We start from the raw sequence: 26893 nt of genomic DNA, 5'->3' as shown, positions 1-26893 counted from the left end.
AAAATGTTCAGCTTTCTTGATTATCAGGATTGATAAAGACATTGACCGGGAAATCCCCCAGGGCAGCGCTGATCAACAGCTCCTTGTTGGGTGTGACTGCGCCTGTTTGAAAAAGTCCCTTCCAGTTTTGTGTTGTGGTGGCGAACGGTAATTTCACCCGGGTATCGCCCCAAACCTGCGCATTGATGTGGGGGAACACACCGTCTTCCAGCAAGGGATAAGACCAGCGCGGCACCACCACCAACAGCTGTTGACCCAGGTGTTCACGGTAGAACGCAACCACTCGCTCGGCGTGTCGACCCACTACTTCCAGCGGCGTGTAGCTGCCGTTATGCAACAGCTCGGGACAGGCTTTGCGTGTGTTCAGTACCTGGGCGATCAATGCCTGTTTGATACGCCCATCGCGCCAGTTGAACAACAGCTCACCGATGTCCGGCGGGGTATCCAGGGCACGTTGGCGCGCAGGGAAATCCACCGGGCGTCGGTTGTCCGGATCCACCAGGCTGAAGTCCCAGAACTCGTCGCCCTGGTAGACATCCGGTACACCCGGCACGGTGAGGTGAAGCAAGGTTTGCGCCAGCCCGTTCAGGGCACCGGCGGGGGCGATGGCCTGGGCGGCGCTGTTCAGCGCATCGCGCAGCGGTTTGCCTGCGTCGCTGAGTAGCAGGCGCTTGAGGAAGTGCTCGACACCCTGCTCATACGCGTCGTTGGGTGCGCTCCAGCTGCTGTGCAACTTGGCTTCGCGCAGGGCTTTTTGTTGCCATTGCCAGAGGCGCTGCTGGTAGGCCTCAAAGTCCGGGTTGTGCTCCAGCGGCCAACTGCCGAGCAGCACCTGATAAAGGATCAGCTCATCACCCGCCGAGGGGCTGTCGGTACCCTCGCGCAAGGGGGCGGCGAGGCTGCGCCAGTGCTCCACCTGTTCGGCATACCAGGGCGCGCATTCGCTGAGTACCGCCAGGCGTGCGCGGGTGTCCTCGCCGCGCTTGTGGTCATGAGTAGCGGTGGCCAGCAGATTGTTCGGGAAGGTCGTCAGGCGCTGTTGATTGGCCTGGTGAAAGGCTGCCAACGGCGCACTGAATTGTTCGGTGCTGAAGCCCACGTCGTTACGCGACAGCAACACAGCCGAGCGATAGAACGCCGTGTCTTCCACAGCCTTGGCGGCGGAGGGTGAAGTCAATTGCTGAAAGCGCACGCAGGCATGTTTGAGGATCTTGCGCTCACGGCCCACCGGCCGATTGCGCCAAGGCTGGCCGCCCAGCCATTTCTCCAGGTGCTCAAGCACCGGCCAGTCACCTTCGTTAAGCGTGCTGCGTGCGCCGTCCATGGCCTGCTGGAACACCTTGTCGTCGGCGGCGCTGCGGCCCCTGGCGCTGATGTAGGTGCGGTACACCGGAAAATGCACGATCAGCTCCTGCAAGGCCCGGCGGATCGCGCCCAGCGTTAGGTCGCGGGTCATGACATCGTCACGGGCCACTTGCAGCAGGGCCTGGGCCACGCTTTCAAAGTCGCCGCCCAACGAGCCATTGAGAATCTGCTGACGAGCCAAGCGCGCTTCTTCGATAAACGCCGAAGGCCGTTCGCTGTGGCGCGTCCACAGCTCGGCCAGTGGGGCGAAGCCGTCTGGATGGTGTTGCAGTAACGACAGTTGATTCATGAATTCGTAGCCGGTGGTGCCGTCCACGTGCCAGTCTTCACGCAGGGTTTCGCCTTCGCCGAGGATCTTTTCCACGAAGATCGGCAAATGGCGCTGTGGCGACAGCGCATCCACGCGGCGGCGCAGTTTGCGGCAATAGCCACGCGGGTCGGCGAGGCCATCGATGTGGTCGATGCGCAGGCCATCGATCAAGCCTGCGCTGATCAGCTCGAAAATCTTGCCGTGGGTGGCTTCGAACACTGCAGTGCGCTCCACGCGCAGGCCGCCCAGCTCATTGACGTCGAAGAAGCGCCGCCAGTTGATGTCGTCGGCGGCGGTGCGCCAGCTGGCCAGGCGGTAGGTCTGTTGCTCAAGCAGGTGATGCAGGCGCTCGAAACCCTCGGGCTGGCGACTATCGAAAGCGGCCAGCCGCTGCTCGATGGCCGGCAAGACCTCGGTGGCGCGTTCGGCCAGCGCTTGCTTGAGCCAGGCGGCTTCGGTGTAGGCGTCGTCCTGATAGGCGAGGGCGGCGAAGCGCTCGGCCAGCGGCTTGAGCAGCTCATCGCCGCCCAGGATCAAGGCGTAATCCCGTGGGCAGATCGGGAAACGATGCTCGTAATGCTCGGCGTAGAAGCTGCCTTGAGCAGCGTCGAACTTGAGCGTCAACGTACCGCTCTGCAGGGCGTCGCCGTAATCGCTGCCCAGAAACGGCATCAACAATTGGCCTTTGAGCAACGGGTCGGGCGAGTGCCACTGGATGTCGAAAAATTCGCTGTAGGGGCTCAAGCGGCCCCACTCCAGCAGGTCTAGCCACCATGGGTTATCCGCGCCACCCACGGCCATGTGGTTGGAGACGATATCCAGGATCAGGCCCATGTCGTGTTCACGCAGGGCCGCGACCAGGCGACGCAACGCCGGCTCGCCGCCCAGTTCTGGATTAACGCGGGTAGGGTCGACCACATCGTAGCCATGCATGGAGCCGGCGCGGGCGCTCAGAAGCGGCGAGGCATACAGGTGGCTGATGCCCAGTCGGGCAAAATACGGCACCAGCGGCACCGCATCATCGAGGGTAAAACCTTTATGAAATTGCAGGCGCTGGGTGGCGCGCAGGGGCAGTGCGTTCATCGGTCACGCTCATAGGCTTGGTTGCGCGCCACGGCCAGCAGTTCCAGGCGGCGCGCAGCACTGTCGTGGTCGAGCAGGCTGGCGGCCTCGCCTGGCAAGCGTCGGCGCCAATTGGGGTGGGTGTCGAGGGTGCCGGGCAGGTTGGCTTGCTCTTCGATGCCCAGCGCGTCCTCCAATGGCAGCAATACCAGCGGCGCCCGGGTGTGGCCCAGGTAACGCACGCTGGCGTCGATCATGTGGTCGGTGTCGTTGCGGATCTCATCGACAAAATTCTGCGGGTCCTGGCTCAAGGCCTGGCGCAGTGCATGACGTTCGCGCAGGCGGTGTTCGCTCCATTGCTCCACGGTGGGGGCGTCGATCAGGTCAAGCTGGATATTCCACTCGATATCGCGACTGTGCCACCAGCCATTAAGGGTGGGCAGGTCATGGGTGCTGGTGGTGGCCAGGGCGTTGTCGGGCCAGTCGAGAATCGGCGTGAACCGGCCTTCGTGGTTCTGTTCGAACAGCAATACGCGCATACCCAGAATCGAGCGGGCGCTGAGCTTTTCACGCAGGCCCTCGGGCACCGTGCCCAGGTCTTCGCCGAGGACGATGGCCTGGTGACGGTGGGATTCCAGTGCCAGCAAGCGCAGCAGGTCGTCCACCGGGTAATACAGGTAGGCACCTTCGCGGGGCGAGGCGCCCAGGGGGATGACCCACAGGCGTTGCAGGCCCATCACATGGTCGATGCGCAAGCCGCCGGCATGGGCGAAGTTGGCCCGCAGCATTTCGATAAACGCGCGAAAGCCATTGCGTTTGAGACCTTCCGGGGAGAAGGCGGAGATGCCCCAACCCTGGCCTGCACGGTTGAGAATATCCGGCGGTGCGCCAACCGTGAGGTCAGCCAACAGTTCATCCTGGCGGCTCCAGGCCTGGCTGCCGCCGCCGTCGGCACCCACCGCCAGGTCGGCAATCAGGCCGATGCCCATGCCGCTGCCAAGGGCGGCTTGTTGCGCGCGCGCCAGGCTACGGGCGATCAGCCATTGGGTGAAGGCGAAGTAGCCGATCTCCTCGCGGTTTTCTTCAGCAAACTGCGCCAGCGCCGGGCTGTGTGGCGTGCGCCAGTCTTCGGGCCACTGGCGCCAGTCGAGGTCCTCTCCGGCGGCGGCACGTTGCGCTTGTACGGCTTCGAAACGGCAATGGTTCTCCAGGGCCTCACCACCGGCCTGACGGAAGCTCTGGAAGTCGGCATGTTGTGGGTGCGCGCCGTGGCGGAAGTCCTCATAAAGCGCACGCAGCAGGCGTTGCTTGGCCTTGGCGGCGGTGGGCCAGTCGATCAGGGTGAGTTGTTCCAGGACACGCAGTTCGTCCGCCAGCCCGGCGGCCTCGATCGCATTGCGGACTTCCCGCTCGCCAAGGATGCAGGCGGGCGAGGCGTACAGGCTGTTGAGAAACAGGCGGCTGGACGGGGAATAAGGGCTGAAGCGTTCGGTGTCGGCGCTGAACATCGCGTGCATGGGGCTGATCGCCACTGCGTCGGCGCCGCGCTCGGCAGCCGAACGCACCAGGTGCTCCAGGGCCAGGGTGTCACCAAAGCCGCCATCGCCGAGGCGACGCAAGGCATACAGCTGGGCGCTCAAGCCCCAGGCGCGCGCAGGGCGGCTGTCCACTGCGTCGGCCACGCTGTAGCAGTGGCTGGGCGCAACGGCGAGGGTGAAGGTTTGCCCGTCGATATGCACCTGGTGGTAGCCGAGGGCAATCACACCCGGCAGCTCGGCATTGCCGTCCAGACGCAATTCCAGGGTTTCACCGCCTTCCAGGCTGACGCGGCACGGCGTGTCCGGGGCGAAGTAGCGCGCCAGGTCCAGGCTTGCGCCGCTGTCGGTGGTGATCAAGGGCGGCAGGTGCGTGTCTTGTTGCACCTGCTCCAGTTCCTGCAGGCTGGCGTCGATCTCGGCGTCGGTATCGGCCGGGTGCCCCAGCCCTTTGAGAACGGCGCGCAAGGCCTCGGGCTGCACGTGTTGCGGGCGACCGTTGGCATCGATCCAATCGACGGCCAGGCCCGCGCGACTGGCGAGTAGTTCCAGGTTCGCTTCGCTCAAAAGTGTTCTCCGGCAGGTGATAAGCAAACGCGTGCGCTCAGCGGTGGCAACTGCGCCCCATGCTCGGCAGGCGTTTGGAAAATAATGGGGTGTGGCGCGGGGTGATCCACAGGCTGCTCGCTCAGGTTCAGGTCGATTTGCAACAGGCTGCCGTTGCCCAGGCGCCAACGCGCCGTGACAGCGCCCTCGGCCAACACCTGCGCGCCCAATGCCACCGTGCCGGGCAAGTGCGGCACTACCTGTTGATGACGCAGACTCAGCAGGTGCTGATAGAGCTGGGTGTGCTCGTTCTCGACGAAAGAGGGCGCCGATTGCACAAAGGTTTGCAGTGCGTTGGGATCCGGGATGCGTTCGCGTTGCTCGGGGTCGTGGAACGCGGCGAAATCGGCGAATTCATTGCGCCGGCCTTCGCGCACCGCTTCGGCCAGTTCACCGTGATGGTCGGTGAAAAATAGAAAGGGTTCGGCGGCATTCACCTCATCGCCCATGAACATCAGCGGAATCATCGGGCTCAGCAGCAGTAGAGCGGTCGCCGCGTTCAGCGCCTGGGGCGAACACAGTTGGTGCAAGCGTTCGCCCAGGGCGCGGTTGCCGATCTGGTCGTGGTTCTGCAAAAACGCCACGAAAGCACTGGGCGGCAGATCCGCACTGGGTTCGCCGCGTGCATGGCCGTGGCGGGTGGTTTCGCCCTGATAGATAAAGCCCTCGCCCAGGCAGCGCGCCAACTTGGCGGTGGGCTGCTCGGCGAAGTCGCTGTAATAGGCGTCGGTTTCACCGGTCAGCAGCACGTGCAGCACGTTATGAAAGTCATCATTCCACTGGGCGTTGAAATCGTCCTGCAGCAGGCTGGCCTGGTTCAGTTCGTTCTCCAGCACCAGCCACACGTGACGTTCGCCGTGCACCTGCTGACGCACGCGATGTGCCAGTTCCTGCAAGAACCCGGGGTTGTCGATGGCGTGTACCGCATCCAGGCGCAGCCCGTCAAAGCGGTATTCCAGCAGCCACATCAGCGCGTTATCCAGGAAAAAATCCCGCACTTGGCGGCGTTCGAAATCAATGCCGGCGCCCCAGGGCGTATGCACGTCCTCCTGAAAGAAGCCCTTGGCGTACTGGCCCAGGTAATTGCCGTCGGGCCCGAAGTGGTTGTAGACCACATCGAGCATCACCGCCAAACCATGGGCATGGGCAGTGTCGATCAAGTGCTTGAGCTGCTCGGGCGTCCCGTAGGCGGCGTGCGGTGCATAAGGCAGCACGCCGTCATAGCCCCAGTTGCGTTCACCGGGGAATTGCGCCAGCGGCATCAGCTCGATTGCGGTGACGCCCAGCTCAGCCAGGCGCGGCAGGTGTTTCTCGACTCCGGCGTAGCCACCCATGGCGCCTACGTGCAGCTCGTAGATCACCGCGGTGTGCCAGGGGCGGCCTTGCCATTGGGTATGGCGCCAGGTGTAGGCGTTGGGGTCGACGACTCGGCTCCAACCATGCACGTCCTGGGTCTGGGCCCTGGACGCGGGGTCGGGAACCGCCTTTTCCCCATCGATGTTAAAGCGGTAGAGCGTACCGGCAGGGCAGGCGGCTTCGACTTCGAACCAGCCATCGGCCTGGGGCAGCAGGGTGATGGATTTACCGTGTTCCAATTCAACGCTGACATAAAAAGCGTCTGGCGCCCACAAGGCAAAACGCGTGTGTTGCGCGTCCAGCATGATTGCGCCGTGGGGCCAGGTGTCCAGAGTCCGTAACGGCATCTATGAAGACCTCCCGGGTGGGTTCAAGTGGCTATTTGGTCGATTTCCCCAGGGCCTTGGCCACCAGTTGTTCGTAGAGTTCGGCGTAGGGTTCAACCGCCTGGCACCAGTTGAACGGTTGCGTCATGGCACGACTGCGCATGGCGTTAAGCAGGCCCGGGAAGGCGAATACCTTGAAGGCACGGCGCAGGGCTTCTTCGTAGCTTTGCACCGTGGATTCATTGAACAGAAAGCCGGTGACGCCATCTTCAATGGTGTCCGCCAGGCCACCGGTGTTCCGCGCCACCGGCAACGAACCAAAGCGCTGCGCATACATTTGGCTCAGGCCGCAAGGTTCATAGCGAGAAGGCATCAGCAGGAAATCACTGCCGGCAAACATGCGACGGGCATCGGTCTCGTTAAAGCCAATGCGCACACCCACCTGGCCCGGGAAGCGCAGCGCCAGTTCGCGCATGGCCTGTTCTTCTTCGGGCTCACCACGGCCGATGATCGCGATTTGGCCGCCGTTCTCGACGATAAAACCGGCGACCGCTTCAGTCAGGTCCAGACCCTTCTGATAAACCAGGCGTGACACCACCGCGAACAGCGGCCCGTTGGACTCGTGCAGGCCAAACAGCTCGCGCACATGGGCGGCGTTGATCGCCTTGCCTTCCCAGTCGCCAATATTGAAATTGTGGATCAGGTGCGTGTCGGTGGACGTTTCCCAGCTTTCGTCGATGCCGTTGGGAATCCCGCTGAGCAGACCTTGTTGAGTCTTGCTGGCAAGAAAGCCATCCAGGCCACAGCCGAATTCCGGCGTGGTGATTTCCTGGGCGTAGGTGGCGCTCACGGTGGTGATGTGGCTGGAATAGGCCATGCCGGCCTTGAGGAACGACATCTTGCCGTAAAACTCCATGCCTTCCTGTTGCAGGGCATGGGGTGGAATACCCAGCTCAGGCGTCGACGCCAGGCTCACCACACCCTGATAAGCCAGGTTATGGATGGTGAACAGTGTCGGCGTGCGTGACCCACGCCAGTGCATGTAGGCCGGGGCCAGGCCAGCGGGCCAGTCATGGGCGTGCACCAGGTCAGGGCACCAGTGGATCTGTGCCAGGTTGGCGGCCATGTCGGCGGCGGCCAGGCCAAGGCGGGCGAAGCGAATGTGGTTATCCGGCCAGTCGCGGCCGTTGTTGGCGCCGTAGGGCGTGCCTTCGCGCTCGTACAGTTCGGGGCAGATCAGTACGTAGATGACCAGGCCGTCCGCAAGGTCCATACGCCCGATCTTGCAAGGCGGCAGCGCGGCGTGGCCGCCCAGTTCACCGACGATATGAATCGGGTTGTCGCTTTCCATCACCTGCGGGTAACCGGGGATCAACACCCGCACATCGTGCAAGTGCGCCATGGCGCGGGGCAGGGCGGCGGACACATCGCCCAGGCCACCGGTTTTCACCAGGTCGGCGAACTCGGAGGTGACAAACAAGACTTTCTTTCGATTCGGATTCTGACTCACGATCGGCCGCACAGTGTTGGGCAGGTCGACCAAAGACGTTGGCCCCCCTACCGGCTGACTAAAACGCTCTCCCTGAGTATCTACTGCGGCACTGATCATAATGCACTCCCATTTGTTGGTTCGCTAATGGCCCGCTGCCATCAGCTCCGAGTGGCCGCATCCTGCGGCCAGGCACACCAGCGCTATACAAGCTGGCAAGGCGTATGCCAGTTGCAACGTCGGCTGAAAAAGATTGGATGAACGGGCATTCGGCGTGAAACGCACGTGCACGTCCTTACCTAAAACTTGACCTGAGGCGGAGTTGGAAAGTTTAGATTTTTTGCGGGGTTTTTGTTTTGGAACGGACCCATCGGTCATGAGTCTAGGCCAGATCCCAGCGCCTGCCGGGTTTAGCGCAGTTTTTTGTAGGACAAAAAAAATCTAACGATATGCAGCGTGCCTTTCTGTAGGAGCGAGCTTGCTCGCGAAAAACTGACAGACGCCGCGTTTATTCAAGAAACACGCGTTATCGTTGACGATTTTCGCGAGCAAGCTCGCTCCTACAGGAAGGCAGGGCTGCGCTTTTTTGGTGCGTCAGCCAAGCACACGGATGGGCACATCGCCGGCCCAGGCCTGAATGTCTTCAATCATTTGTTGATAGAACTGCCGGTAATTGCGCTCACTCACATACCCCACGTGTGGCGTGGCCAGCACATTGGGCAAGCGGCGAAACGGATGTTCAACCGGCAGCGGCTCTTGGGTAAACACATCCAGCGCCGCCCCGGCCAGGCGGCCACTGCTCAATGCCTGCACCAACGCCTGCTCATCCACAATCGGCCCGCGCGCGGTGTTCACCAGGTGCGCCGTGGGCTTCATCCACGCCAGTGCCTGGGCATCCACCAGCCCACGGCTGCGCTCACTGAGCACCAGATGGATGGTGAGGATGTCCGCCTGTTCAAACAACTCGCGCTTGCTGACCCATGTCACACCCGCTTCAGCCGCCCGCTGCGGCGTGAGGTTTTCGCTCCAGGCGATCACCCGCATCCCGAATGCCTGGGCAAACGTCGCGACTTTCTGGCCGATACTGCCCAGACCAAGCACACCCAGGGTTTTGCCATGCAGGTCACCGCCCAGGCCCACCTGCCATCCACCTGCGCGCAGCGAATTGGCTTCGGCCAGCAGATTACGCGTAGAGGCCATAATCAATGCCCACGTCAGTTCCGGCGCCGCGTGCTTATAGCTGTCGGTGCCGCATACCTGGATACCCAGTTCCTTGGCAGCGGCAATATCGATGGCAGCATTGCGCATACCGCCGGTGACCAGCAATTTGAGCCTGGGCAGCCCTTGCAGCAGGCCCTTGTCGAAGGTGGAGCGTTCGCGCATGACGCAAATCACCTCAAAGCCCTTCAAACGCTCAACCATCGTCGCCGTATCGGCGGGGTAGTTGTGGAGGAAATGCACCTGGCCCACGCCATCCAGCGCCGACCAATCCACCACGTCGCTGGCGACATTTTGCCAATCATCTATCACTGCGATCTGTATCGACATGCCGTGGGCCTCGAAATCAAAGGGCATTCATACCCTGCAACAGCGCTTTATGAAACTGCTCCGGTTCTTCCATCTGCGGCGCATGGCCCAAGCCTGGGAATTGCACCAGTGTGGCGTGGGGAATCAGCTTGGCCACCTGCTTGCCCAGCACTTGGTAATTGCCAATTCTGGCCTTGACCTCGGGCGGCGCCACATCCTTGCCGATCGCAGTCGTGTCGCTGGTGCCGATCAGCAGCAGGGTGGGCACCTTAAGGTCCTTGAATTCGTAGTACACCGGCTGGGTGAAGATCATGTCGTAAATCAACGCCGAGTTCCAGGCAACCTGCAGATGCCCCGGGCCTTTGTTCAGGCCGACGAGCATATCCACCCAGCGTTCGTATTCCGGCTTCCAGCGCCCGACGTAATAGGTGTCGCGTTCATATTTGCGCACCCCCTCGGCGCTCATTTTCAGCTCGCGCTGGTACCACTGGTCGACGCTCTGGTAGGGCACGCCCAGGGCTTTCCAGTCCTCCAGGCCGATAGGGTTTACCAGCCCAAGCTGTTCGGTTTGCTCGGGGTACATCAAGGCATAGCGAGTGGCAAGCATCCCGCCGGTGGAATGGCCGATCACCGTGGCTTTCTGGATGCCGAGTTTTTCCAGCAACTGGTGGGTGTTGGTCGCCAATTGCTGGAAGCTGTACTGGTAGTGATCGGGCTTGCTGGACGTGCAGAAGCCGATCTGGTCGGGGGCGATGACGCGGTAACCGGCACTGCTGAGTGCCTTGATCGAACCTTCCCAGGTGGCCCCGCAGAAGTTCTTGCCGTGCATCAGCACCACGCTGCGACCGTTGGCGGTGCCGGTTGCGGGGACGTCCATGTAGCCCATTTGCAGGGATTTGCCTTGGGATTGGAAAGTGAAATGCTGGAGAGGATAGGGGTATTGGAAGCCTTGGAGTTCCGGGCCATAAGTGGCGGCTAACACGGGGGTGGCGCTCACTGAAAACAGGCCGGCTATGCATAAGGAACGGATGAACGGCATGGGCTGGGGCTCCGAGAAAGATGTCCGGATGCTCTTGGGAGAGGATTAACGGGGGATTAACACCCATTGCAACGTCAGCGCTGCGAGCACGCCATAACGTATGCCTTTGGCCAGGGTAACCAACAGCAAAAACCGCCACAACGGCTCGCGCATCACCCCGGCCACCAGCGTCAGCGGGTCACCAATGATCGGTACCCAACTGAGCAACAATGTCCAGTGCCCCCAATGCCCGTAATGGCGGCGGGCTTTGTCCAGTTGCCTGGCGCTCACTGGAAACCAACGCCGCTCCTTGAAACGTTCCACCGAGCGTCCGAGCAGCCAATTGACCACTGAGCCGAGCACGTTACCCAACGTGGCGATGCCCAGCAGCAACCATAGGTTGTAATGCCCGCTGAGCAGCAGGCCCACCAACACGGCCTCCGATTGCAGCGGCAATAACGTCGCCGCACCAAACGCCGCGACGAACAGTCCCAGGTAACCCGTCAGCACCGGTCAGTGTGCCGGGTAGTCGGCTACCACCACATCCTTGCCGTCGCGCGTCAGGCCAATGACTTGATAGGCCTCGCTGCGACCCTCAACTTCCATGCCTGGTGAGCCCAGGGGCATGCCCGGTGCGGCAAGACCCAACAGGTCGTCGCGTTTGCGCAAGGCCATCACTTGCTCGGCAGGTACATGGCCTTCGACGAATTTGCCGTCGATCACAGCCGTATGGCACGAGCCGAGTCGCGGGGCCACGCCCAGGCGTTGCTTGACCGCACTCATATCCGCTTCAACGTGATCGTTGACCTTAAAGCCGTTGCTCTCCAGATGGCTGATCCACTTTTTGCAGCAACCGCAGTTGGCGTCGCGGTGCACATCGATGGGAATCAGTTCGGCGGCCTGGGCCAGGGGGGCGGCAAACAGGGCGCAGAGCAAGGCCAGTCGTAATGGGTTTGTCATCAGGGGTCTCACTGAAAGCGCAGCAATAAAGCGCGCATTCTCCCTGCTTTTTACACCGAGACGCGGTGGTAATGTTTCTAAATTATACGAAGCCTGGGCTTTCCAACCGCTGCTTGAGCTGGTCCAGGGCGGTGGCAGAGAGTTTGATCATGCGTTCGTGCAAGGTGGCCAGTTGCAGTTCGGTTTCATACGTCAATACACGCTTGAACCGAGTGCCACCCTGATGGGCCTGCAAGAAATAATGGATAGACCCGTCCACCGCCAGGGAGGTGAACACGGTCTTGAACTCGTCGGGGCGGCGGGCGATTTGCACGCGGTAGCTCATGGATACGCGAATGCCCAGCAGGTTGATGTCTTCAGTAAAACGCGAGCCAACCGGGAGTGAACCGCGGGTGCCGGTGTCGGCGCTGAGGGAGGTGGGGTGCCATTCGTGCCAGCGGTCGGGCTGGGTCACATAATCGTAGACAGTGTCGATTGGGGCCTGGATGAAGCGTTCCTGACTGATCTGCTCCAAGCGGATCGACTGCTCAGTCGCGTGCATGACACACCTCCTGTGTGGCGGGTTTTTACACTAGGAGCTGTCAGAATAGTCCGACTCCCGCGCTTTGCACGGGAGTATTGCGACCGTTGGTTAACTTGGCTGCTCGCCGGCTTTGCCCGGCTTGGCCTCATTCAAGGCCGAGCCTTGGGTGAGTGTCCATTGATCATTGACCCGCGTGTGAATGCTGTCCGTGGGCTGATGATTGGCGATGCGGTCGTTACCTTCACCGGTATAGAAAGACGTACGGTCATGCCCTGTCAGCAGATCATTGCCGTTGCCGCCTATCAGATGGTTGGTCCCGCTACCGGCATACAGTTTGTCGTCGCCGTCGCCACCATCGAGCAAGTTCTGTTTATGTGCATTGCCAACCCCTGCATCGAGTCGGTCGTTGCCCCCGTTACCGAACATGAAGGCATTGCCACTGCCGCCGATGATCAGGTCGTCTCCGTCGTTGCCTTCGGCGTAGCCAGAGTTGCTGCCCAAGAGCAGGATATCGTGGCCGCTGCCGCCAAATAGCCCGGACATGCCACCGCCGGCCTGGATGAAGTCGTTTCCGGCGCCACCCTGTACTTCCAGGCGGTGCTTGACGTCATCATCAATGATGACCCTGTCATCGCCGCCATTGGTTTTGATCAAAAGGCTCTGATCCGGGCCTTGTGGTGCTTTGGCCTCAAGCACATACGGTCTGCCGTTGATGATGAACTGCAGCTTGTCGCCCGGCCAACTGCGCACGTGGACCTCGTCGGCGCCGTTACTGGTTTCTACCACAAGTCGACTGGAGCTGATCTGCGGTTTTTCGGGGTTCCGGGTGCTCCAGGTAATTTCCCGGCTGAAGGTCACATCACCTTTTTCAAGCAGCAGGTGCGTCCTGATATTCGGTACGCCCCGCTGCAGGTCCGAGGGGGGGTCATAGGGTGACGGCTTGGACCGATGCGGTTCGGTGGAAGCCGTGGAGTAATGGGGGACTGCTGAATGAGTGAGGGGTAATAGCATCAGGTGTCCTTCGGGTTGATCGTAGAAAGTCTGACAGTGCGCCATGACTACTCTTGCGTGGAGGATCGGCCCAAAGGGTTCCTGCGGGCGGTGACTCATTTGCGTCAAGGCATTTACGCCAACCTTTAATGCTCCCCCCGGGCGATCAGATATCCAGCATGACCAGCACTTGCCTGGGGTAGCGTAAACCGGCGGTTGCTTAGGCTTGTGCCCTGCGATAGGCGCCAGGTTGCTGCCCGGTGACTTTATGAAAGGCCCGGGTAAATGCGGCCACCGACTGATACCCGGCTGCCAGCGAGACCTCGGCCACGGTCTGGTCGGCCTTGAGCAATCCACAGGCATGGCGCATACGCATCATCAGCAATACCTGCCCCGGCGACTGGCCGCATAGTTCCCTGAAACGTTTGAAAAACGCCGAACGGGATAGCCCCGTGCAGGCCGCCATGCTTTCCAGGCTCCAGGGCTCGGCCGGGCGCGCGATCAATTGCTCCAGCAGGCCGGCAAATGCCGGTTGCCGACCCAGCGCAGCCAGCCCGCCGAGTTCAGTGTTGTCGATGACTTGCTGGCGCAGCACATACAAAAACAACAAGTGGCAAAGGCGTTCGAGCAAGGCAGAGGAGGGCGCCGGTATGCGCTCGCACTCTTGCAGAATCAATTCGAAAAGATTGCGCGCAGCGGTCAACGATGGGTCGCCGGCACGCAGGATGATCCAGGCGGGCAGGCTGTCGACGATCAGCGCCGACAAGCCGGACTGGAAGTGAAAGAAGCCGCAGACCAGCCCCACGCCGTCCACGGCACTGTTGTCGAGGGGCAGCATCGGCCGGCGAGGGCACTCTCGGGCGCCTGCCGCGGTACTTTCACCGGACAGCTGATAGGCCAGGTCACGCAGCAGGAACACGGCGTCACCGTTATTCAGGTGCTGGGGCGTCGGATCGCCATCGATATGCAGCCAGCATTCGCCCTGCACGATCAAATGGAAACTCGCTTGCGCCAGGCCGTGCGTGCTGGCGTGCCAGTCACCGCAATAACGGCCGACGTGAAACAAACTGGTGTTGAGTTCAAGGCTATCTAATAACCAATCGACAAGGGCGCTGGACGAATTCATCTAATGGAAAGACTCAAGAGCAAGTAATCGCTACTTTAGCCTATTGAGCGATTTTTTTAGAACCAACAGACTGGCGCACTCGAACCCATCAGGAGACCCCTCCATGTCCCGTGTACCGTTGCTCACCCCTGACACCGCCCCCGAAGCGGCGAAACCTTTCCTGGAAAACGCGCAGAAGGCCTCGGGCTTCATCCCCAATCTGCTGGCGGTATTGGCCAACGCACCGGCGGCGCTGGAAACCTATATCACTGTCTCCGGCTTGAATGCCAAGGCTGAGCTGAGCCTGGCCGACCGCGAAGTGGTGCAATTGATTGCTGCTACCACCCACGGGTGCGATTTCTGTGTCGCCGGCCACACCGCCGTTGCACGCAACAAGGCCAAGCTGCCCGAGAACGTGATCGAGGCCCTGCGCCGGTTGGGTGAGCTGCCTGACACTCGCTATGAGACACTCGCCGCCTTTACCCGTGAAGTGATCGCCACTCGGGGTGATGTCAGCGATGCCGGCTTTGAGGCGTTCCTTGCGGCCGGCTACACCAAGGGCCACGCGCTGGAGGTCATCTTGGGCGTAAGCCTGGCAACCCTGTGCAACTTCGCTAACGTGTTTGCCCGTACCCCGCTGAACCCTGAACTGGCGCAATACCGCTGGGAAAAACCGGCAAGCTGAATCGGCGTTGGTCCACCTGCTGTAAAAGGAGAGACATTGAATGCTTGACCCTATCTTGAGCCGTTGGCTCGATGTTCAAGCGCAGGCCCTGGACGTGGGCAGTTGCGATCCACAGGAAGTGCTGCCACGCCTGGCAGAAGCCAATATTCTGAAAATCGGTGTACCTACCCAACTGGGCGGGTTAGGCGGTGATGTGACGGGGGCGGTCGAGGCCATTGCCAATGTGGCCAGCCATTCCCTGGCGGCGGCATTTGTGTGCTGGGGCCAGCGCTCGTTTATCGAGTACTTGTTACAGAGCCCCAATCAGCGCCTGCGCGAAGAACTGATGCCGGACCTGCTCAGTGGCAAGTTGGCCGGAGCCACCGGGTTGTCGAACGCAATGAAGTTCATCTCGGGTATCGAGTCGTTGCAGATCAGCGCCGAGCCCAACGAGCATGGATGGACGCTCAACGGTCGTCTGCATTGGGTGACCAACCTGCGCAAGAATGGTTTTGTCGCCGCGGCCGCTATCGAACATGCGGGCGGTGGTACGCCATTTATCCTGGCGATCCCCGATTCTGTTGCGGGCTTGCAGCGCTCCCGCGATCTGGAGCTGCTTGGGTTGCAATCGAGCAACACCGCCGCCCTGGGCCTGGAGGGCGTGGAGCTGAGCCGTGATTGGTTGTTGCACGAGGACGCGCGCAAGTTCCTGCCGGCGGTGCGCCCGGCGTTTCTGGGCTTGCAGTGCGGCATGTCGATTGGCCTGGCTCGGCGTTCTCTGGCCGAGGTAGCCAACCATTTGGGCGCCAGCCGCACGGTCTTGCGCGAAGAGTTGGAAGCCTTGCGAGCGACGCTGGACCATCTGGTCAGCGAGCTCAAGAGCGGGTTGCTGGCCGGGCGCTTTGCTGCTGAGCCGATCCCCTTGTTCAAGCTGCGCATTGCCTTGGCAGAAACCGCCGCCGGCGCCGTGCAGCTTGAGTTGCAGGCCAGCGGCGGCAAGGCCTACCTGACCGCCCACGGCAGCGGCTTTGCGCGGCGCTGGCGCGAGTCGGCGTTTGTGCCGATTGTGACGCCCAGCCTGGTGCAACTGCGCACCGAGTTGCATCGTCAGGCCAATCTATGAGCCAGGCGGTTATGACGGCCCAGGGGATTTGCCTGGGGTATGCCAGCGGCCCGGTTCTGCAAGGGTTCGACTTGCAGTTGCAGGCGGGCGAAGTGGTGTCGATCCTGGGGCCCAGCGGCGTGGGCAAATCCAGCCTGCTGCGTGTGCTTGCCGGTTTGCAGCTACCCCAGGCCGGCCGCGTGCAGGTATTGGGCGAAGCCTTGAGCGGCCCGCACCCACGGGTGGCGGTGGCCTTTCAAGATCCCAGCCTGTTGCCCTGGCTGAACCTGGAAAAGAACGTTGCCTTTGGCCTGGACTTCGCCCGCCAACCGCACCTGAGTGTGCAAGAGCGCCGCGCACGTGTCGACCACGCTATCGCTGCAGTGGGCCTGGAACATGCGCGCCAGCAGTTCCCGGCGCAGTTGTCCGGCGGCATGGCCCAGCGCACCGCGCTGGCCCGCTGCCTGGCACGCCAGCCGCAAGTGCTGTTGCTGGATGAGCCCTTCGGCGCGCTGGACGAAGTGACCCGCGCCGACATGCAGCACCTGCTGCTCAAGGTCAACCGTGAACAAGGTTCGGCGGCGGTATTGATCACCCACGATATCGACGAGGCACTATTGCTGTCCGACCGCATCCTGCTACTGGGTAACCGCCCGGCGCGGACCCTGGGCGAATGGCATATCGACTTGTCGCAACCTCGGGAAGAACAGGTCGAGGCCATCGGCGCGCTGCGTATCGAGATTCTGAAAACCTTACGGCAGGCGAGCCGCCCTCAACCCAACCCCCATGAACAACAGGAGCTTAGCCATGTGTCTGGATGACCTGACCCACTCGCGCCGTGACTTTCTCAAACTCTCGGCGGTGCTCAGTGCCGCCGGGGCCTTGCCGCTGTTGAGCAGCCTGCAGGCCCGCGCCGCCAATGAGCCCGACGCGCCGGTGCGTATCGGTTATTTGCCGATCACCGACGCCACGCCGCTGCTGGTCGCCCACAACAACGGTCTGTTCGAAGCCGAAGGCATCAAGGCCGAACGCCCGGTACTGTTGCGCAGTTGGGCCCAGGTAATCGAGGCGTTTATTTCGGGGCAGGTCAACGTGATTCACCTGTTGTCACCGATGACCGTGTGGGCGCGCTACGGCAGCAAGGTGCCGGCCAAAGTGGTGGCCTGGAACCATGTGGGCGGCTCGGGCCTGACCGTATCGCCGGGCATCACCGACGTGAAGCAGCTGGGTGGCAAGTCGGTGGCGATTCCGTTCTGGTACTCGATCCATAATGTGGTGGTCCAACAATTGTTCCGCGACAACGGCCTCACACCGGTGACGCGTGCGACCGGCAGTTCAATTGCCACCAATGAAGTCAACCTGATCGTGTTGCCGCCATCGGACATGCCGCCCGCGCTGGCCAGCAAGCGCATCGATGGCTATATCGTCGCCGAGCCGTTCAACGCCCTGGCCGAGAACCTCAAGGTTGGCCGCGTGCAGCGCTTTACCGGCGATGTGTGGCGCAACCACGCTTGCTGCGTGGTATTTATGCATGAGCACGACCTGACCAACCGCCCGGAGTGGTCGCAGAAGGTGGTGAACGCCATCGTCAAGGCTCAGGTATGGACCCGCGAGAATCGCGAAGAGGCGGTGAAGCTTTTGTCCAAGGATGGCCCGAACCGCTACACGCCACATGCCGAGCCGGTGTTGAGCAAGGTCCTGGCCCCGGCTGCCACCGACCGCGACCTCTATGTGAAAGATGGCGCGATCCAGCACGCCAATTGGGACGAGCACCGCATCGACTTTCAGCCGTACCCGTTCCCCAGCTACACCGAAGAACTGGTGCGCCGCCTCAAAGACACGCTGATCGAAGGCGACAAGAAGTTTCTCGCCGATCTCGACCCGGCGTTCGTTGCCAAGGACCTGGTGGACGACCGTTTCGTGCGTCATGCGATCGAAGCGGTGGGCGGCATGAAGACCTTCGGCCTGCCGGACGGCTATGAGCGGCACGAGGAGATTGGCGTTTGAACAACGGTAGAATCCTGGGTTGGTGGCTGGGGTTGAGCGGCTTGGCAGGTTTGTTGTTGCTCTGGTGGCTGGGCGTGAAAGTGTTCGGTGAGGCCGACGGCCTGTCGGCGCGCTTTTCGCTGGCGGCCACCGCCAGCAGCCTGTGGGAATTGCTTGGCCGCAGTGAGCTGTACCTGCACATAGCCGTGAGCCTCAAACGCATTTTTGTCGGGCTGTTTCTTGCGCTGTTGGTGGGGGTGCCACTGGGGCTGCTGGTGGGCAGTTCGCGCAATCTGGAAGCCGCGACCACGCCGGCCTTCCAGTTTCTGCGGATGATCTCGCCACTGTCCTGGATGCCGATCGTGGTGATGCTGATGGGGGTAGGGGACCAGCCCATCTACTTCTTGCTGGCGTTCGCCGCCGTCTGGCCGATCGTGCTCAACACCGCTGCCGGCGTGCGTCAACTGGACCCGCGCTGGCTGCAATTGAGCAAGAGCCTGAGCGCCACGCGTTGGGAGACCTTGCGTCGAATCATCCTGCCAGGGGTGGTCGGGCATGTGTTGACCGGCGTACGCCTGGCCATCGGCATTCTGTGGATCGTGCTGGTGCCGTGCGAGATGCTCGGGGTCAGTGCGGGGCTGGGCTATTACATCCTCGACACCCGTGATCGCCTGGCGTATTCGGAGTTGATGGCGATGGTGGTGGTGATCGGGTTGCTGGGGTTTGCGCTGGATGCGTTAGCGCGTTGGTTGCACCAGCGGTGGGTGCATGACGGCGGATGAACTCGAACGTTGCCCGCGTGCTACGCAGGCAACTATTTAGTTAGCGTGTTATCAGGTTGCCGGCGAAAAGATTTGCAGATCTCCCGCCAGATCGTTGTCAGCGTTCAGGATACCCATCGGGCCCGGTTTGGCATCCGTGGAGTTCGTGCCGTAGCCCACCTTCATGCCTGTTCGTTCGTAAACACCGATGCCGATCCCTCCGGTCGCCTCAGCCAAACCGGTGACGCCTTGAGTGGTGTTGATGTGTTGGCGCCCCACCAAGGCGATCACTTTACCCTTGTGCTTGTGTTGTTCAATGACGCGTGCGGCGTAGTAGTTAAACTCTTTGAGCCTTTTCAGGTTTCGTTCGGTTTCGCTTAGCTTCGTGTAGGCATTACGGTCATGCCGGTGCCGTGTCAGATAAAAGTGGTCAAGTGGCACGACTTCTATTCCGGCATTCTTGAATTTTCTGAGCAGCGTTTGCAGATTGAATTGAGGGTGGGCGGGTCTCAAACCGGGGCCTGTATGGCCCATGCCATCGTCCTTGAGTAGTCCATTGTTGTCATAGACGACACCTTCAATGCCGACCACCTTTACATTTTTGCGCTTGAACAGGTCGATGCTTGCGTCAATTTCGCGGAACATGGCCAAATGCTGGTGACTCTCCCCGAATACCACCACGTCCGAATTGTCCAAGGCTTTTTCGATCAGGTCGGGCACTGTCTCGTAGGGTTTCGTTTCCGGAATTGTGGGGCGATTTTGTGGGCTTAACGGGTCCAGTTTTTGATGGAAAGCATCCATTTCTGCGTTGAACCGCTCTTCTGTCGGTTGCCTTCGGCTGGGTGTGAAGTGGCCTTCATTGGGGAGGCCTTTAATATGCTTTACGTATTCGTCTTTGATGGCGTCCAGATGATCGGTTTTGTTTACAATCGTTGGCGTGGGTCCGTTGATGTTCGGTGTTTTTGGGGTGGGCCTTTTGTAGGGTTGAAATCGCGTGTTTTGACGAACGTTCACGTGCCCCCGAGGGGAAAAGTCAGCATGGGGTGAGGGTGGCATCAGCGTATGTACAGGATCAAAAGCTTGAGGCGCACCGTAAGCCTCCTGCTTATGCACATCGTAGGGATACCATTTACCGTTGTGTTTGACGGCAGAGCCATGAACCTGCTGGTTGCCCACCTTGAAGGTCCCGGTTGCTGCTGCTTCGTAGCGGCTTGCGGCGCTGATCAGCGCTTCGTGGCTTGCGCTTCCCTTGAGAGATGACACCGCACCCGCTAACGCTTCGGCGCCTTCGTAAATGCGTTTACCCGCGCCCTTTAGCAGATCACCCACGCCGTTTAACGGGTTCAACTCCTTGAGCAGGGCGGGCACCATGATTTTCGTTGCCTTGAGCGCCTTGCTCACTGCTGACCCAGCCGCACCCAGTACTTTTCCGAGTTTGGCCGCCAGGCCGATGCCAGCGGTGACCAAACCGAAAATATCCAGGGTGACGTCAGTCATCCCCTCGCCGTAGTTGCCGTCCATGAAATTGACGATTGCGGAACGGAAGGGAATCAGGTTGAGCAAAAACTCTTTGAAGTCCGTCAGCTTTTCGTGATTACGCTCAAAGGTCGTGGTCCCCGCAGCGGCTTTCTTGATGGCGGGATTGTCCAGGTCCAACGCCTTGAGCACGGAGTCGGCGATATGGTGAGTGCGTGGGTTCAGGAACATGTACGGCTGGGGTGCTGTGGAGGGCTGTTCGCGATCCAGCTTGCTTTCCTTCAAATCACCCAGGTCAAACCATGAAACCGGCACAGGGTTGCCCGGGATACTTGCGAGAATCGATTGCCCGCTGTCAACGATCTTGACTTTGTCTCTGTCCGGATAAAATGCCTCTTCCCTGACTATTTCGTTGGAGAACTTGACAGGGGCCGCCGGTGTTTTTCTGTTGCCGCGGCTTCGGATAACGCCGTTTACCGTATCGAACTCATAGGTGGTGGTTTGTCCATTGTTCTGCGTGGTGACCAGTACGGCAGGGTTGGTGTGAAACAAGGTGTCGCCTTCAAAAGGGATCCTGCCAACCTTGTAACTTTTTTCTTGAAAATAATTGAGCTTGCCCTGGGTCAAGTTTTTTCTGTCTTCGGGCGGCAGGTTGCTGAGTGCGTTGAGGAGCGCTGTTTTTTTAACGGTCTTATGATTGTCCAAGGCGGTAGAAAAGGCATCCTCAAACGCTCGCTGAATATTGAATGGCGCACTCTTGGTGAAGGCGATGACAGCATCAAGGCCCACGGCGGTATTTTCTTTTGTGAGTACCCAGCGACCGTCCATGACCCGTTCTTCCATGACGATTTCCACCAGTGAGCGCGCAGCGCTGGGCGTGTCGCCATTGTATTTGGAGAACATCTTGAGTTCGAAGTCCATGCCCGGGCCGAATGTCTTCAAGAGCAGATCCAGCGCCATTTGTTTACGGCTTGGAAAACTCCCGCCGATGAGCGATGAGGCTTCTATCAGCTTATCGAGTTGTGCTTTGAACAGCGCCTGGGCTTTTTCCAGGTCAGCTGGCTGATACAAGGCATCTTCCTTCGCTGGAAGAATGTCATTGGCCACGGCCCACTCCAACATCACTGCGGCTTGCGCAGAGGCGGGCACGGCGCCTGCAGTGTCGGCGGTGATCATTACTTCGGCATAAGACATAGTGGCCACGCGGCCTGGCGTCCTGGCTTCAATGGCGGCTACTGCAATGCAAAGGTTCGCCCACGCGGTGCTGCCGTAAACTACCGAATCAGGAATGTTCTTGACCAGCAATTGCGGCGCCGTGCGTCTGAGTAACAGATGTGCGGCTGCGCCAGCGAGCTCAGGGGATTCACGCCCCGTGTCAATCAAGTGTTGGCGCAGGTTGTTGGTGATGGTCGAAAGCGGTTTGCCCCAGTGACTTTTCTGCGCCAGGTCGAAACCTGCCACATGGTTTCGCACTGGCGCGGTCAACGACTCGGGATCCAGCATCAGTTGGATCGCCGCCAGCGCATAGTCGTTTGCGCTGGTGTCGGTGGCGATACCATTCATTTTGGTTTGCATGGCCTGGCCTAGCGCCTGGCCGTCTTCGGAGAGGATCAGGGTTTCGAGCACATTGACCGGGTCATCCAGTGCCTGCTCGGAGAAACTCAGGTTTCTGCCCAGATGTTCCAGTACGCCGCGCCTGGGATTTTCCTGCGGTAATTCGGGATCGATGCCGGCATGTTCGACGGCGGCCATGCGCAGCGTGTGTTGTTGGCTGACATCCAAGGGAATCGGCCACGACAGGCCCCCTGCGAAGTTGCCCAAGGGGTGTTGCTGTGCCCGTGCTTTTGCGGTTTGCGCCAATGCCAGCAGGTCGTCCACGGTTGCGGGCAATGGCACACCGTTTTCAGTGAGGAACGCTTCGAGGCATACGGACATGCCAGGTGCGCGTATATAAGATTGGTAATGGGCGGAATCTGGCGCGATATTCATCGGCGTTTTTTTCAGCAGGGCCGACACGTCACGTTCAGTGGGGTTTTCCGGCAAGGCCTGGGCAGATTCATTGAGTTTTTGCGCCAGGTATCGCCAGTTTTTACGATCACCCAGACTTTGATCCAGTGCCTGGCGCGCGTCGATACTGTTCGCGCGCTCGTCCAGCCATTGCGCACGCGCCAACAGGGCGTTGTTGCCGTCGAAATGCGGTCCCAGGTCGGCAGCCTCAGGCAGGCCCGTCTCAGTCAGTAGATGCCCCCAGGGGTCAACAAGTATCGGTTCAACGTTTTTCGATTCATACAACGCTTGCAGTGCGTTGTTCACCTGTTGGCCCTGGCGTTGCAGCAACTGCGGCACGCCTGCGGCAATGACATCGGCGGCCACGGGGGAGAGGTCCTGGCTTAATTGGTTTTTCCAGTCACTCTCCAAGCCCTGCTGCACCGCCACCGGCAGGCTTTGCAGTAGCTGCGCTGCGGCCTCGGGGTCGTCGTTGATGCGTTGACGCAACGTTGCAAGTGCCTTGGCCGGGCTGTCGAACGTTTCGTAGCCATCGCGAGGCGTGTAGAGCACCGTCAGCCCTTGCTGTTGGCCGGGAAGTAAGGTTCGGTCGGTCTGTGCGCTATTGAATGGGCGTGACGCCGACGATCCATCGCTGCTGGTGATCAGGAAGGCCCCTGCCAGCAGGCTGCCCTCTGGGCTTGGGGTATCCAATTTGAGCGGGTAGACACCGGGTCTTTCACCATCCTTCATCGCGCTTTCCCGAGCCTGCAGGGTTGGATGCTCAAACGCCTTGTCGATCAATGATTTGGCGGCGGGCGTTAACGCACCGTCTTCCACGCCCAAGGCGGCCAGGGTGGATAGCATCTCCCGGTGGATACCGAGCAACTCGTTCTGGGGTGACTCAGGGTTGGGTTCGCCCGTGCGTGGCTCGGTCCAGAATCGGGCAAGGCTCAGAGGCAGTTCTTTTTCGATGGCTTGTGCAATCGACAGGAGGGTGTCGCGCGCGTGCAATTGCTGGCTGCTTTCTCTTGGCGAGTCGCTGGTGTAGAAGCCGACTTCCGTGCCGGGGGTACTGGTCGAGGGCTGAGCGTTGGGAGATGCCTTGAGCTGGCGCAGCGCATTGAATAGGGCCTCGGTGATGCTCTGCATCGAGATCAACGTGCGCTCGCCCTGTTCATCGGTGCGATAGCGATGCACATACAGCTTCGAGGCGTCTACCGGCGGCGTAGTGCCAAAGCTGCGGGTCAACTGCTGCTCGATGACGCTGCTGAGCGTCGGCTGGCGCAGCAGCAGTGCCTGGATGTTCTGATTGAGTTGCTGGTATTGATTGAGCAGCAGGCGTTGATCAGTTATTTGCAGGCCCTCGATCAGGTCGGAACGAATCGCGCTGACCGGCGCGATGGCATCCACGTCCGGAATGGCGATTGTCCGGGCCGCCCCTGGCATCGGCCGGGTGTGGGAAGGATGGGGGATTTCATCGGACGAGATGTTCCGGCGCAGGCGATGGTGGGCGATACCTGTAATCACGTGAATTATTCCAATGGCATTGGCCCGCGCGTCCTGATGATATCCGAGGGATGGTTCTTCCTTGTTTGGGCCTAGAATAATTGGGGTGAGAGCGTGGGAAGGTTCCGAAGGCGCCCGTGGAAATGATATTAACGAATATGTACCGCATCGGTGCAGCAACACCGGGAAAAGAGGGCTTGCTGCACACGCTGTGCACGCTGGGGCAGGTCGATAGGAAGAAGTATTCGGAAGGGGTCAGCGGCGTTCGTAAGCTCGGCCGCCATCATCGCGGTGATCATGCCAGCCTGCGCCGCGAGGGAAGAGAAACAACCGCACAGGCTCAGCATGATCATCGGGGGAACCAGCAGGGTAAGCCGTCGAAGCATTTCTCAATGTTCCACGGGGCTTCATAGGTCTGTCAGGCGTAGGACAAGCCAAATCTGTTCATCGCCTGTAACATAAGACCCCGCCGACGCGGTGCCGTCCCCGTAATTGGGTATGTGCTTGGCATGAGCGGCGATACACAGTGGATACAACCTTCAGGTCCAGGAATTCGTCATGACCCAAAAGCAACGCTTGAAATACTCGATTTTGATCGCTCTGGCTGTGCTGGCCTCGATGTTCGGCCTGTCCTACCTGCAGAACATTGGCGTGATCAGTGAAAAGACCTTCCAGTACCTGGCCATTGCGATTGCCGTGGTGGTGGTTGTGATCAACGGCATCATGCGTCGTAAGGTCAAGCCGAACTTCTGATCGAAGGGGCGTGTGTCAGGCGCGACCTTCGAGCACTTTGGCAGCCTCTTCATGGAGGCTGTAGCTTTTATCGGCATTGAGGGTGAGCACGCCCTCGCTGCACAGGCGCTTGAGCACCTCTCGCACGCTGAGAAACGACAACGGGATGCCCAGCTCCAGCAAGTGGCTGTGCACGCCCCGCACTCCCAGGGTGCGCTGATTGTCGGCGGCGGTGAGGAGGGCGTCGATGACCTTCAGCCGAATCAGGCTGGTGCGCAGACCGAAGCACTTGAGCAAATGGCGAATGCGCTGGTTGCCTTGCTGTTCGGGCGCCTTGCCGAAGCCTTGTGGGCCGTTGCCGTAGTTGGCTTCGGCAGCCGGTGAATGTCCATCCGTGGGCACTTGCGGGTTGTACATGCAAAAACTCCTTATCAGAGCCTGATCAGGAAAATGATGGTGCTCTTATTCAATAAGACGAACGAGAGAGCAAAATCATGAAGTGCCGCATGTAGAAAATTTGTCGGTATCAGGTTTGTCACACTGTGGCGGGCCTGGATAAGCCCCTTTCGCGGCTAAATTATTCCCGGTTATTTGCGTCCTTACGGTGGGGTAGTTGTATCTACCGAGGGTGTTCAATTTGACTGTGGGGTCGGCGTGATTATTTCCAAAGGGTTGTCCAGGGTCTGCGTGGCAGGGTTGCTGCTGGGGCTGAACTTCGCGGCCTCGGCGCGTGAGCAAGTGACGCAGGCGTCGGCTGAAATTCGGCGTACCACCTACGGCGTGCCGCATATCCGTGCCAATGATGAGCGCGGTCTGGGCTTTGGCATCGGTTACGCGTACGCCCAGGACAACCTGTGCCTGCTGGCCAATGAAGTGGTCACGGTGAATGGCCAGCGAGCGCGCTACTTTGGCCCCGAGCAGGCAACCCTGGAGGAGCGCAACAATCTCGCTAGCGATGTGTTTTTTACCTGGCTCAATACACCCGGCGCGGTGCAGGCATTCTGGCGTGCGCAGACCCCGCAAATCCGCCAGCGTATCGAAGGCTACGTGGCCGGTTATAACCGCTATCTGAAAGAGCAGGGCGCGCCCACGCAATGCCAGGCGGCGTGGGTACGCCCCCTGGTTAAAGAAGATCTGGTCAAGCTGACGCGCCGGTTGCTGGTAGAAGGTGGCGTCGGCCAGTTCGCCGAAGCCTTGGTGGGCGCCACGCCGCCCCAAGCCATCGCGAGTGTGCAGCCCGGCGCGCGCGCATTCGAACAGGCCGCCGCGCATCAGCAACGTTTTAGCCTCGATCGGGGCAGTAATGCCGTCGCGGTGGGGCGTGACCGCTCGTTCAATGGCCGTGGGATGTTGCTGGCCAACCCGCATTTTCCTTGGGTGGGTGGTATGCGTTTCTACGAAATGCACCTGACCATCCCTGGCCAACTGGATGTGATGGGCGCCGCACTGCCAGGGCTGCCGGTGGTGAATATCGGCTTCAACCAGCACGTAGCGTGGACGCATACCGTGGACACCTCCAAGCACTTCACCCTGTACCGGCTGACCCTGGACCCCAGGGATTCCACGCGCTATATGCTTGACAGCAAGTCTGTGGCCCTGGATAAAACCACGCTGACCGTGCAGGTCAAACAGGCCGATGGCAGCCTCAAGAACGTTGCCCACACTGTCTACAGTTCGCAGTTCGGCCCCGTGGTGCAATGGCCCGGCAAGCTGGACTGGGACAACAAATACGCCTTCAGCCTGCGTGACGCGAATCTGGGTAACGACCGCGTGCTGCAACAGTGGTACGCCATGAACCGCGCTGGCAGCCTCAAGGAATTGCAAAGCTCGGTGCACACGCTGCAAGGCATCCCCTGGGTCAACACCCTGGCTGCCGATGATCAGGGCCAGAGCCTGTACATGAACCTGTCGGTGGTGCCAAACGTCAGCGCCGCCAAGCTGGCAACATGCAGCGACCCACGGGCCGGCCTGCACATGATCATGCTCGACGGCAGCCGCAGCGCCTGTGCCTGGGACATCGACCCCAAGGCTGCGCAAGCCGGGATCTTCCCGGCGGCGCAGTTGCCACAGCTGCTACGCACCGATTATGTACAGCATTCCAACGATTCCGCCTGGATGGTCAACCCCAAGGCGCCGCTGACCGGGTTCTCGCCGGTGATCAGCCAGGACAATATCGGCCTGGGTCCACGTGCGCGTTTCGCCCTGCAACGCCTGCAATCCCTGGACAAACAGCCGATCAGCGTCAGCGACCTGCAAAACATGGTCATGGACAACGAGGTGTACCTGGCGGGCCAAGTCATGCCGGACCTGCTCGATTTTTGCGCCAAGCAACTCGGCTCCGACGCCGCCGCGCTCCAGCCACTGTGCACCAGCCTGAAAACCTGGGACCGGCGCGCCAACCTCGACAGCGGCATCGGCCTGGCGCACTTCATCAACCTGATGCAGCACCTGCAGCAGGTCCCCGAGGCCTGGCGTGTCGCTTTCGACCCGACCCACCCCCTGACC

21 protein-coding genes are annotated in these 26893 nt (G+C 60.5%); 8 read left to right on the top strand and 13 right to left on the bottom strand.

The window, feature by feature from the left end; translation table 11 throughout:
* Positions 1-7: 7 nt before the first annotated feature.
* The 11 genes from JFT63_RS26650 to JFT63_RS26600 all read right to left on the bottom strand — a co-directional run bounded on the left by JFT63_RS26650 (position 8) and on the right by JFT63_RS26600 (position 14193).
* On the bottom strand, positions 8-2758 hold the full coding sequence (locus JFT63_RS26650) for a malto-oligosyltrehalose synthase (protein ID WP_198845112.1): 2751 nt from the start codon (positions 2756-2758) through the stop codon (positions 8-10).
* Positions 2755-4839, bottom strand: a complete 2085-nt coding sequence (gene malQ / locus JFT63_RS26645; RefSeq protein ID WP_198845111.1) for a 4-alpha-glucanotransferase — start codon at positions 4837-4839, stop codon at positions 2755-2757. Before malQ ends, JFT63_RS26650 begins: the two co-directional genes overlap by 4 nt.
* The gene (gene treZ, locus JFT63_RS26640; protein ID WP_198845110.1) at positions 4836-6581 is read right to left on the bottom strand and encodes a malto-oligosyltrehalose trehalohydrolase; all 1746 of its coding nucleotides are present in this window, start codon (positions 6579-6581) and stop codon (positions 4836-4838) included. Before treZ ends, malQ begins: the two co-directional genes overlap by 4 nt.
* 31 nt (positions 6582-6612) lie before the next feature.
* Entirely contained in the window at positions 6613-8169 is a 1557-nt protein-coding gene (gene glgA, locus JFT63_RS26635; RefSeq protein ID WP_082629654.1) for a glycogen synthase GlgA, read from the bottom strand.
* Positions 8170-8643: 474 nt separating this feature from the next.
* Positions 8644-9597 (bottom strand): D-2-hydroxyacid dehydrogenase family protein, encoded by a 954-nt coding sequence (locus tag JFT63_RS26630; RefSeq protein ID WP_198845128.1) that lies wholly within the window; start codon positions 9595-9597, stop codon positions 8644-8646.
* Positions 9598-9613: 16 nt separating this feature from the next.
* Entirely contained in the window at positions 9614-10615 is a 1002-nt protein-coding gene (locus tag JFT63_RS26625; protein WP_198845109.1) for an alpha/beta fold hydrolase, read from the bottom strand.
* Between the two features lie 45 nt (positions 10616-10660).
* Positions 10661-11104 (bottom strand): YqaA family protein, encoded by a 444-nt coding sequence (locus JFT63_RS26620; protein WP_057703431.1) that lies wholly within the window; start codon positions 11102-11104, stop codon positions 10661-10663.
* Positions 11105-11107: 3 nt separating this feature from the next.
* Positions 11108-11554, bottom strand: coding sequence for a DUF411 domain-containing protein (locus JFT63_RS26615; RefSeq protein WP_057703430.1), 447 nt, complete (start codon positions 11552-11554; stop codon positions 11108-11110).
* An 82-nt stretch (positions 11555-11636) separates the two neighbouring features.
* A complete protein-coding gene (locus JFT63_RS26610) occupies positions 11637-12095 on the bottom strand; it encodes an SRPBCC family protein (protein ID WP_186560633.1) in 459 nt (152 codons plus the stop codon).
* A gap of 90 nt (positions 12096-12185) precedes the next feature.
* On the bottom strand, positions 12186-13088 hold the full coding sequence (locus tag JFT63_RS26605; protein ID WP_198845108.1) for a calcium-binding protein: 903 nt from the start codon (positions 13086-13088) through the stop codon (positions 12186-12188).
* Positions 13089-13287: 199 nt separating this feature from the next.
* Entirely contained in the window at positions 13288-14193 is a 906-nt protein-coding gene (locus tag JFT63_RS26600; protein ID WP_186560635.1) for an AraC family transcriptional regulator, read from the bottom strand.
* A gap of 103 nt (positions 14194-14296) precedes the next feature.
* On the opposite strand from JFT63_RS26600, the gene JFT63_RS26595 reads away from it, so the two are divergent.
* The 5 genes from JFT63_RS26595 to JFT63_RS26575 are packed head-to-tail and all read left to right on the top strand — an operon-like array spanning position 14297 to position 18706.
* Positions 14297-14857, top strand: a complete 561-nt coding sequence (locus JFT63_RS26595; protein ID WP_032875627.1) for a carboxymuconolactone decarboxylase family protein — start codon at positions 14297-14299, stop codon at positions 14855-14857.
* A 40-nt stretch (positions 14858-14897) separates the two neighbouring features.
* Positions 14898-15959: an acyl-CoA dehydrogenase family protein gene (locus tag JFT63_RS26590; protein WP_057703427.1), complete on the top strand. Its 1062-nt coding sequence runs from the start codon at positions 14898-14900 to the stop codon at positions 15957-15959.
* On the top strand, positions 15956-16759 hold the full coding sequence (locus tag JFT63_RS26585) for an ABC transporter ATP-binding protein (RefSeq protein ID WP_057703426.1): 804 nt from the start codon (positions 15956-15958) through the stop codon (positions 16757-16759). The genes JFT63_RS26590 and JFT63_RS26585 overlap by 4 nt, the downstream gene beginning before the upstream one ends.
* The gene (locus JFT63_RS26580) at positions 16746-17945 is read left to right on the top strand and encodes an ABC transporter substrate-binding protein (RefSeq protein ID WP_057703425.1); all 1200 of its coding nucleotides are present in this window, start codon (positions 16746-16748) and stop codon (positions 17943-17945) included. The genes JFT63_RS26585 and JFT63_RS26580 overlap by 14 nt, the downstream gene beginning before the upstream one ends.
* An 11-nt stretch (positions 17946-17956) precedes the next feature.
* Positions 17957-18706, top strand: a complete 750-nt coding sequence (locus JFT63_RS26575) for an ABC transporter permease (protein ID WP_438811474.1) — start codon at positions 17957-17959, stop codon at positions 18704-18706.
* 51 nt (positions 18707-18757) lie between these two features.
* Here JFT63_RS26575 and JFT63_RS26570 read toward each other — a convergent pair whose 3' ends face one another.
* Entirely contained in the window at positions 18758-23677 is a 4920-nt protein-coding gene (locus tag JFT63_RS26570; protein WP_198845106.1) for a membrane-targeted effector domain-containing toxin, read from the bottom strand.
* 137 nt (positions 23678-23814) lie between these two features.
* Here JFT63_RS26570 and JFT63_RS26565 point away from each other — a divergent pair, with 137 nt between their 5' ends.
* Positions 23815-24069 (top strand): hypothetical protein, encoded by a 255-nt coding sequence (locus JFT63_RS26565; RefSeq protein ID WP_198845105.1) that lies wholly within the window; start codon positions 23815-23817, stop codon positions 24067-24069.
* Positions 24070-24214: 145 nt separating this feature from the next.
* Positions 24215-24409, top strand: coding sequence for a hypothetical protein (locus tag JFT63_RS26560; protein WP_057703421.1), 195 nt, complete (start codon positions 24215-24217; stop codon positions 24407-24409).
* A 15-nt stretch (positions 24410-24424) separates the two neighbouring features.
* Here JFT63_RS26560 and JFT63_RS26555 read toward each other — a convergent pair whose 3' ends face one another.
* Positions 24425-24805, bottom strand: coding sequence for a hypothetical protein (locus JFT63_RS26555; RefSeq protein ID WP_057703420.1), 381 nt, complete (start codon positions 24803-24805; stop codon positions 24425-24427).
* Between the two features lie 237 nt (positions 24806-25042).
* Between JFT63_RS26555 and pvdQ the strand changes: the two genes are divergently transcribed.
* A partial coding sequence (gene pvdQ / locus JFT63_RS26550) for a bifunctional acylase PvdQ (RefSeq protein ID WP_198845104.1) occupies positions 25043-26893 on the top strand: 1851 nt, incomplete at its 3' end.

Origin of the sequence: Pseudomonas sp. MF7453 (assembly GCF_016405455.1) — a bacterium.
In the GTDB taxonomy this organism is placed as follows: Bacteria; Pseudomonadota; Gammaproteobacteria; order Pseudomonadales; family Pseudomonadaceae; genus Aquipseudomonas; species Aquipseudomonas paralactis.
This window is presented reverse-complemented; position numbering and strand designations above follow the sequence as displayed.